5 protein-coding genes and 1 pseudogene are annotated in these 8,949 nt (G+C 68.6%); 2 read left to right on the top strand and 4 right to left on the bottom strand.

The window, feature by feature from the left end; all coding sequences use genetic code 11:
• Positions 1-126, top strand: a pseudogene (locus C8K38_RS26630) (pyridoxal 5'-phosphate synthase lyase subunit PdxS); the annotation flags it as partial.
• A gap of 88 nt (positions 127-214) precedes the next feature.
• Here the strand turns inward: C8K38_RS26630 and C8K38_RS26625 are convergent.
• On the bottom strand, positions 215-1,672 hold the full coding sequence (locus tag C8K38_RS26625) for an NAD-dependent succinate-semialdehyde dehydrogenase (RefSeq protein ID WP_097214432.1): 1,458 nt from the start codon (positions 1,670-1,672) through the stop codon (positions 215-217).
• 66 nt (positions 1,673-1,738) lie between these two features.
• Entirely contained in the window at positions 1,739-3,076 is a 1,338-nt protein-coding gene (gene gabT / locus C8K38_RS26620) for a 4-aminobutyrate--2-oxoglutarate transaminase (protein ID WP_097214431.1), read from the bottom strand.
• 145 nt (positions 3,077-3,221) lie between these two features.
• Between gabT and C8K38_RS26615 the strand changes: the two genes are divergently transcribed.
• On the top strand, positions 3,222-4,751 hold the full coding sequence (locus C8K38_RS26615; protein WP_097214430.1) for a PucR family transcriptional regulator: 1,530 nt from the start codon (positions 3,222-3,224) through the stop codon (positions 4,749-4,751).
• 83 nt (positions 4,752-4,834) lie between these two features.
• On the opposite strand, the gene C8K38_RS26610 is transcribed toward C8K38_RS26615, so the two are convergent.
• The gene (locus C8K38_RS26610; RefSeq protein WP_097214429.1) at positions 4,835-8,011 is read right to left on the bottom strand and encodes an NAD-glutamate dehydrogenase domain-containing protein; all 3,177 of its coding nucleotides are present in this window, start codon (positions 8,009-8,011) and stop codon (positions 4,835-4,837) included.
• A 278-nt stretch (positions 8,012-8,289) separates the two neighbouring features.
• Entirely contained in the window at positions 8,290-8,799 is a 510-nt protein-coding gene (locus C8K38_RS26605; RefSeq protein ID WP_097214428.1) for an Lrp/AsnC family transcriptional regulator, read from the bottom strand.
• Positions 8,800-8,949 lie beyond the last annotated feature (150 nt).

The raw sequence follows: 8,949 nt of genomic DNA, 5'->3' as shown, positions 1-8,949 counted from the left end.
GCCACCACCTTCTTCGACGACCCGGATGTGCTGGCGAAGGTCTCCCGCGGCCTGGGTGAGGCGATGGTCGGCATCAACGTCGACGATCTGCCGGTGGCGCACCGCCTCGCCGAGCGCGGCTGGTAGCCCGACTTCCTCTGCGCGCCCGCCATGTTTGCGTGCCAATGACGAAACCGCCGGCAATCGGTATCGATTGCCGGCGGTTTCGTGTTCGTCAGGCGGTGAAGCCGATGTACTTCGTGTCGAGGTACTCCTCGATGCCCTCGGTGCCGCCCTCGCTGCCCAGCCCGGACTGCTTGACGCCGCCGAACGGAGCGGCCACGTCGGAGACGACGCCGCGATTGACCCCCACCATCCCGGATTCGAGCGACTCGGCCACCCGCAGCGCCCGGTCGAGATTCTGGGTGAAAATGTATGCGGCGAGCCCGTACTCGGTGTCGTTCGCCGCGGCGATCGCCTCCTGCTCGGTGTCGAAGCCGGTGATCGCGGCTACCGGGCCGAAAATCTCGTCGCGGATGATGCGCGCGGTCGCGGGAACCTGGTCGAGAACCGTCGGCTGGTAGAAGAAGCCGGGGCCGTCGATGGCCCGACCGCCGGTGCGCACCCGTGCACCCGCCGCGACCGCCTCGTCGACCAGGGTGGCGACGCTCGCGCGCTGCTTGGCGCTGACGAGCGGGCCGACCTCGACACCGGGCTCGTGCCCTGGCCCTACCTTCAGCGCGGCGATCCGCTCGGTCAGCTTGGCGGTGAACTCCTCCCGTACCGAGTTGGCCACGATCAGCCGGTTCGCCGCGGTGCAGGCCTCGCCGCCGTTGCGCATCTTCGCGGCCATCGCGCCATCAACGGCTGCGTCGATGTCGGCATCGTCGAACACGACGAACGGCGCGTTGCCGCCTAGCTCCATCGAGGTCCGCAGCACGTTCTTGGCGGACTGCTCGATGAGCACGCGGCCGATCGGTGTGGAGCCGGTGAAGGTGACCTTGCGCAGCCGCGGGTCCGCGAGCAGCGGCGCCGATACGGAGGCGGCATCCGAGGTCGGAAGCACCGAGACGACACCGGGCGGCAGGCCGGCGTCGGAGAGGATCTGCGCGAACGCGAGCATCGTCAGGGGCGTCTCCGCGGCGGGCTTGACGATCATCGTGCAGCCCGCGGCGAGCGCGGGTCCGATCTTGCGGGTGCCCATCGCCAAGGGGAAGTTCCACGGCGTGATCGCGAGGCACGGGCCAACCGGCACCTTGGTCACCATGATCCGGCCCGCGCCGCCAGGCGACCGGGTGAACCGGCCCTGGATGCGCACCGCCTCCTCACTGAACCAGCGGAGGAACTCGGCGCCGTACGCCACCTCGGATCGGCTCTCCGGCAGCGCCTTGCCCATCTCGGCGGTCATCAGCAGCGCCAGTTCCTCGGCTCGCTCGGTGACCAGTTCCCATGCCGTGCGCAGGATGATCGAGCGCTGGCGAGGCGCCGTGGCGGCCCATTCGGCCTGCACCCGGCACGCGGAATCGAGTGCGCGCATGGCGTCCTGGCCGTCGGCCGCGGCCACCGTGGCGAGCCTCTCGCCGGTGGCCGGATCGAAGACCGGGAACGTCGCGCCGTCGATCGGGGCGGTGGATTCGCCATCGATCCACAGGCCGGTCGGCACGCCGGAGATGAGGGTGGAGATATCTGTCATGGGTGGTTCCTCGCAGTGATCGGCCGCTGGCGCGGCAGGGGCGTCGGTCGGGCGTGGTGCGGCGGGTCAGGCGGACGCCCGCACCGCCTCCTCGAGCACGATGAGTGCCTCGTCGAGCAGGTCGTCCCCGATGACCAGTGGCGGCAGCAGCCGCACCACATTGCCGTAGGTGCCGCAGGTGAGCAGGATGACGCCCTGTTCCAAGGCCCGCGCGGCGACAGCCTTGGTGAGCTCCTGGTCCGGCTCGTCGGTTCCTGGCTTGACGAACTCCATCGCGATCATCGCGCCACGGCCGCGGACGTCGCCGATTGCAGGGACCTCCTCGGCCAGCCGCCGGAGTCGGGGAAGCACCAGGTCGCCGATCTGCCGAGCCCTGGCAGGCAGGTCGAGCTCACGGATGGTGTCGATCGCGGCGAGCGCGGCAGCACAGGCGATGGGATTGCCGCCGTACGTGCCGCCGAGGCCGCCGGCATGCACCTTGTCGAGCAGCTCGGCGCGACCGGTGATGGCCGACAGCGGAAGTCCGCCCGCGATGCCCTTGGCCATGGTGATGATGTCCGGCACGATCTGCTCGTCCTCGCACGCGAACCACGCGCCGGTGCGGGCGAACCCGGTCTGCACCTCGTCGGCGATGAAGACGACGCCGTTCTCGCGCGCCCAGGCCGCCAGGGTGGGCAGGAAACCCGGTGCGGGAACGATGAACCCGCCCTCACCCTGGATCGGTTCGATGATGATCGCGGCCAGCGAGTCCGCGCCGATCTGCTTCTCGATCTGCCCGATCGCCCGGCGGGCGGCCTGCTCGCCGGTGACCTCGGCGTCCCGGTATGGGTACGACATCGGCATCCGGTACACCTCGGGGGCGAACGGTCCGAAGTTCGACTTGTAGGGCATCGACTTCGCGGTCAGCGCCATCGTCAGGTTGGTGCGGCCGTGGTACGCGTGGTCGAACGCGACCACCGCCATCCGGCCGGTGGCCAGGCGCGCGACCTTGATCGCGTTCTCGACGGCCTCGGCGCCGGAATTGAAGAGCACGGTGCGCTTGTCGTGGTCGCCCGGCGTGAGCGCGGCCAACTCCTCGGCCACCCGGACGTAGCCCTCGTAGGGGGTGATCATGAAGCAGGTGTGCGTGAAATGCCCCGCCTGCTCGCGTACCGCCTCGACCACGGCGGGGTCCGAGGCGCCCACATTGGTGACCGCGATGCCGGATCCCAGGTCGATGAGAGAGTTCCCGTCGACGTCCACGATCACGCCGCCGTCGGCATCCGCGGTGTAGACGGGCACGCTGGACCCGACGCCTGCGGCGACGCTCGCCCGGCGGCGTTCCGCGAGGGCGCGGGACTTCGGGCCGGGCAGCTCGGTCAGCAGCGCGCGCTTCTGCGGGAGTCGGTAGTTGATGGCGCTCATGTCGTGGACGTCCCCTGTCGTGATGGTCGGATCGACTCTCAGTGTGGGGTGCCGGACCGGTGAGCGGCACCTGCCAGAATGGAGCACGGGTGCGGGCCGAATTCACCGATTCGGCCCGGAAGCCGGGGTCACGTCAGGAGTCGAGATGAGCATTACCGTGCGGTGGGTGCTGGCACAGCCGGAGCTGTCGCTGCGGCTGCGTGGCGGCGCGGACGGGCTGGACCGCGAGATCGAGTTCGCGATCACAACCGAACTGCCGGAACCGTTTCCGTGGCTCTCCGGAGGAGAGTTGCTGCTGACGACCGGGCTGCGGCTCCCGCAGGATCCGGAGGAATGCACCGAGTACCTCCGCGGGCTGCTCGACTGCGGTGTCGCCGCGGTCGGCTTCGGGATCGGACTGAGCCATGCCGAGATCCCCGAGGGCCTCGTGGCGGCCTCGGACGAGCTCGGGCTGCCGCTGCTCGAGGTGCCGCTGCCGACCCCCTTCGCCGCCGTGACCAAGCGGGTGATGAGTCGGTTGGCCGAGCAGCAGTACGAGGCGTCGTTGCGTGCCTCGCAGGCTCAGCCCCGGATGACGCGTGCGGTGATCCAGGGCGGGGCCAGGGCCACCGTGCGCGAGCTGGCCACCGCAACGAACTCGGTCGCCCTGCTCCTGGACCGGCGGGGCCAGCTCCTAGAGTGCCACCCCGGCTCCGTGCCGGACAGTGTGACCGCGGAGGTGCTGACGCTGCTGGCGTCGGCATCGGAGGCGGTCTCCAGTGGGGTGGCGCAGGCCCGATCCGGCGAGTCGATGACCGTGCAGCGAATCGGGGTGGGCAAGAACCTGCACGGCTACCTCGCCGTGGTCAGTCCGAAGCCTCTCGGGCCGGTGGACCAGATCCTGCTGGGGCACGCGAACTCCCTGCTGGCGCTCGACTTCGAGAAACCGGTGCGACTGCGGGCAGCGCAGAACCAGCTCAACAGCCAGGCCCTCGGACTCCTGCTGTCCGAGGACATCGACCTGAAGCCGGTACGGGCGCAGCTAGCGCCTGCCGCCGACGGGCGCGGAGCGATTCGTGCGCTGGTCGCGGTGTGCGGCTCGCCTGCCGACGCCGAGGCGGTGGCCGGCGCGGTCGAGGCGGCCATGAACGAGGCCGGCAGACCCCTGTTCCTGCAGCGGGTCGACACGCGCGTCACCGTGCTGCTGCGCGGAACCGACGACGTCGAGTTCGCGCACGGACTCGTGGACGACATCGGTGATCGCGCGCGTCGGTCTTCTCGTCTGGGTTTGAGCGGCGCTCAGCCGGTGGAACGGTTTGTCGAAGCTATCGACCAGGCGCAGCTGGCTGCGTCGGCGGCCGAGTCGGGCGCGACGCCGCTCGAGTTCTCCGCGTTGACCGGAAGTGCACTGCTGTCCTTCGATTCCACACGTGAGGTGCTGCGGGCGGTCGCCGACACGATGATCACGCCCCTCGCCGATCATGACCGCAGGCAGGGAACCGAGTTGGTCGAGTCGCTGCGGGCTTTCCTCGAGGCGAACGGCCACTGGGAGTCTGCGGCGAGTGTGCTCGGCGTGCACCGGCACACCCTCCGCAGCCGGGTCTCGAAGATCGAGGCCCTACTCGGCTGTCGACTGGACGTGGCACGGGTGCGGGCAGAGCTGCTGTTGGCGGTCATCGCACACGAATCACTCTGAATCCGTATCGGTTCCGGCGCACCGCAAGGGGCCCGCGGCCGGTGCGGTCGCGGGCCCCTCGGTCGGTCAGACCCGGTTTCGGGTCAGCGTGCCGGTACGCAGCGAGGTGCCGAGTATCCGACCGCGGCGACGGCTCGGGCGAGTTCGGCGTTGACCGTGCACGCGCGAGCGAGATCGACGCCACCTTCCGCCTGAGCCTCGACGATGATGCGGTGCAGCCTGGAGATCGTGGAGCCGTGCTGCACGCGCCACTCCGACAGTCGCTCGGATGGTGTCTCCCCGGGACGGTCCCGGGACAGTGCGGCACCGACCAGGTCGTGCAGTCGCGCCGCCGCCTCGTCCCGAAGGGCCGCCGCGGCCATGGAATCCCAGTACGAGCCGAGGGCCAACCGCTCCAATCGCTCGATCACGCCGAACAATCCGAGCTCCCGGCCCAGCTCCTGGTATGTCTCGATCACCCGGGTGATCGGGATGTCCAGGGCGAGTGCGTTGTCCGCCAGCGCGAGCGCCTCCCCGAGCAGCGGGACCGGTACGGGGGAGAGGGTGTCGTCGGCGTCCTCCGGAGGCAACGCGTGGAGCAGGTGACCCACCGTCGTCCGGTACCGCTGGATCTCGGCCTCCGCGTGAAGTGGCAGCGGACGATTGCGCAGGAGCCACGAGCATGCGCGCTCGATCAGCGCCTGCACTGCGTGCAGCGGTCCCCACGAATTCCGGTCAGCCGGATCGACCACCGCGAGCGCGCCCGCCCAGAGGGCGCCGACGTCGAAGAGTTCGGCGACTACCCCGTAGGCCTGTGCGACCTGCGGGGTCGTGACACCCAGCCGCTCCTCGAGTCGGTAGATGAGGCCTGGCCCGACGTGATTGATCAGCTGGTCCGCGATCTGGGTGGCGATGATCTCGCGGTGCAACCGGTGCGCGCGGATGCGTTCCGGGTACCGGCTGCGAACGGCGGGTGGGAAGTACTCGGACAGCAATCGGGCGAAGACCGGCTCGTCGGGAACGGTGGAGGCCAGCAGGTCCCGGCGCACGACGTTCTTCGAATGCGCTAGCAGTGTCGCGATCTCCGGACGGGTCAGGCCGAGCCCGGCCTCGGTGCGCGAGACCAGCTCCCGCTTGCTCGGTAGCACGGCCTGGGCTCGGTTCAGCCCGCCGACCGCCTCGAGATTGACGATCAACCGCTCGTGTCGACCGAGGAGCGAGACGGCCTGGGATTCGGCGAGGCTGATCGCCAGGGTCTGGCTCGCGCAGTCGCCGAGGACGGCATCGGCGACGTGATCGGTGCAGTCCGCGAGCAGTGTGTTGCGTTCGGCCTCGGTGATCTCGCCCGCCGCGACCGCGCCGTCCAGCGCGATCTTCAGGTTCACCTCCTGGTCGGACGTCGCAACACCGGCCGCGTTGTCGATGAAGTCGGCATTGATGCGGCCCCCGCCGAGCGCGAACTCGATCCGGGCTCGCTGGGTGAAACCGAGGTTGCCACCCTCGCCGACAATCCGGCACCGCATGGTCGCCGCTTCGACACGGACCGCGTCGTTGGCGGGATCGGCTGCATCCGCGTGTGTTTCGGCGGATGAGTTGACGTAGGTGCCCACTCCTCCGTTCCACAACAGGTCTACCGGAGCGCGGAGAATCGCGCGGATCAGTTCGGCCGGGGACAGAATATCGGCGTCGATGCCGAGCCTTTCGCGCACGGACGGTGACAGCGGGATCTGCTTGGCCGAGCGCGGCCAGACCCCGCCGCCTTCCGAGATCGCCTCTCGCGGATAGTCGTCCCAGCTCGATCCGCTGGTTTCGAAGAGCACACGTCGCTGTTCGAACGAGGCCTCGGGGTCGGGATCGGGGTCAAGAAAGATGTGCCGATGATCGAACGCCGCGACCAACCGAATCGTGCGCGATTGCAGCATCCCGTTGCCGAACACATCACCGGACATGTCGCCGATGCCGACGACCGTGATCGGGTCGCTCTGGGCGTCGACACCGAGTTCCGCGAAGTGTCTGCGCGCGGACAGCCAGGCACCGCGAGCGGTGATGCCCATCGCCTTGTGGTCATAGCCTCGGGAGCCGCCCGATGCGAAAGCGTCGCCCAGCCAGAAGTCATATTCGGCAGCAACCGAATTCGCGAGATCAGAGAAACGTGCCGTGCCTTTGTCGGCCGCCACCACCAGGTACGGGTCGGGGTCGTCGTAGCTGACCGAGTCGGCCGGGCCCACGGGTAAGCCGTCGACGAGATTGTCGGTGACGTCCAACAGGCCGCGGATGAACGTGGCGTAGCCGTCGGCAGGCGCGATGCCGTCGCGGAGCACGAACGCGCCCTTTGCTCCGGTCGGGACGATCGGCGAGTTCTTCACGGTCTGGGTGGTCATCAGGCCGAGCACCTCGGTGCGGTAGCTCTCGGGTCGGTCGGACCAGCGCAGTCCGCCACGCGCAACGGTGCCGGCCCGTACGTGGACGCCCTCGACCCCGTCTCCCCGGACGAAGATCTCGCGGTGCGGAACGGTGCGGCCGGGATGTGCCAGGCGGGACGGGTCGAGCTTGAACGACGCGTAGCGCTTGCGGCTGCCGTCCGGGGTGCGCTGGTACCAATTGGTGCGCAGCACCGCGCCCACGAAGCCGGTCAGCGCGCGCAGGATGCGATCCTCGTCGAGCGTGGCCGCGTCTTCGAGTAGCGCGGCCGACCGGGGTTCGAGCTCGGCGATCCGCTGGTCGCGGGCCTCGGCGTCGGGGTCGAACCTGGTGTGGAAGAGCTCGACGACCGAGGCCGTGAATGCACTGTGCCGCAACAGGGTATCCACGATGTAGGCGTCGGAGAAGCCGAGGCCCACCTGCTGCAGGTAGCGGCTGATCGTGCGAACCAGCGTGACGTCCCGCCAGGCGAGTCCGGCCACCGGCGTCAGCATGCAGTACCGGTCGATCTCGAGTCCGGAGGCGGCGGCGGTCTCGAAGGCATCGATGACCAGATCGTGCGCCTCGGGTACCCATGACTGGGCGGGGCGGCTGAAGCGGAATCGATCCACGCTGGCCTCGGGTCCGGCCGACTCGGGAGCCGGCAGCGGTGTGTGCGCCTCGATACGGAGGCCGAAGCACTCGAAGTCGCGAGCGACGTCTGCCAGCGCGGGCCGAGACCCGGGCCACAGCACGACCAGATCGACGACTTCGCCTACATCCCTGTCTGATTCGCCGGTGGACACGAACTCGAGACGGGGATGGTTCCCGGGGCTGGCCGTGATCGAGGGGAGCGTCATTGATCCCTTCATTGCGGTCATCACACACCTATTCGGTTGGTGGAAAGGAATTGTCGGGTTCTACCCTCCTGAGTGTGCCGTGGCCACCAGGATTTCGGGGTGGACACTTTGGCGCATCTGCCAGGTAGGGGAGTGCCGAAATGAACAGGACCGCGTCTGTCGATAGCGTGATCGCGCCTGACGGAAGAGGCTGTATCACAGCATGATCGGGGCGAGAGTCACCGAAATGAGAACGCTCGGGACACCGCATGCCGACATGGCTGTGCGGTGCCCCGAGCGGGAGCGAATTTGCTGGTGGGCTATTCGTTGATCTCGATGTCGTTTGCGAGCACGTCGCTCAACGTCGGGGGGTTGCCCACGCCCCAGCCGTAGGCGAGCTTGCCGACCTCGAGGACGAAGAATGATTCGGTGGAGAGGACGCCGTCGATATGGTGGAGCCGGTCGTTGATGAGGTCGGTGTAGTCGTCGGTGTTCTTGCAGATGACCTCGGCCATGACGTCGTACTGGCCGGATGTCACGATGACGTAGCTGGTTTCGGGTAGCGCGGCGAGAGCCTGGCAGACGGACCGGGCGGTGCCGGGGCGGGTGCGGATCCCGACTATCGCCATGCGGTCGAAGCCGATGCGCATGGGATTGGCGATGCCGACGATCTGGAGGATCCCGGATTCCTCGAGCCGCTGCACGCGGTAGCGGGCGGAGGAGGCCGGGATGTCCAGCTCTTCCGCGATCTGTCGGTAGGGGAGGCGTCCGTCTTTCTGTAGGAGCTCGATGATTCGTGCGTCGATGGGATCGATGCTCGGTGTGTTCATCGTTGGCCTCCGTGCCGGGTGGGTCGCCTGGTCGTCAAGGTAGCGCACGTGTTCTGTGTTGTGGGTCAGCGGCCCAGGTGGATGACGCCGGTGCGGAGGTCGGACATGTCGAGGAGGGTGTGTTTGCCGCCGATGCGGCCCCAGCCGGTG

The organism is Rhodococcus sp. OK611, from assembly GCF_003050885.1.
Lineage (GTDB): Bacteria > Actinomycetota > Actinomycetes > Mycobacteriales > Mycobacteriaceae > Rhodococcus_G > Rhodococcus_G oryzae.
Note: the sequence above shows the minus strand (reverse complement) of the source record. Positions and strands in the feature narration are given on the sequence as shown.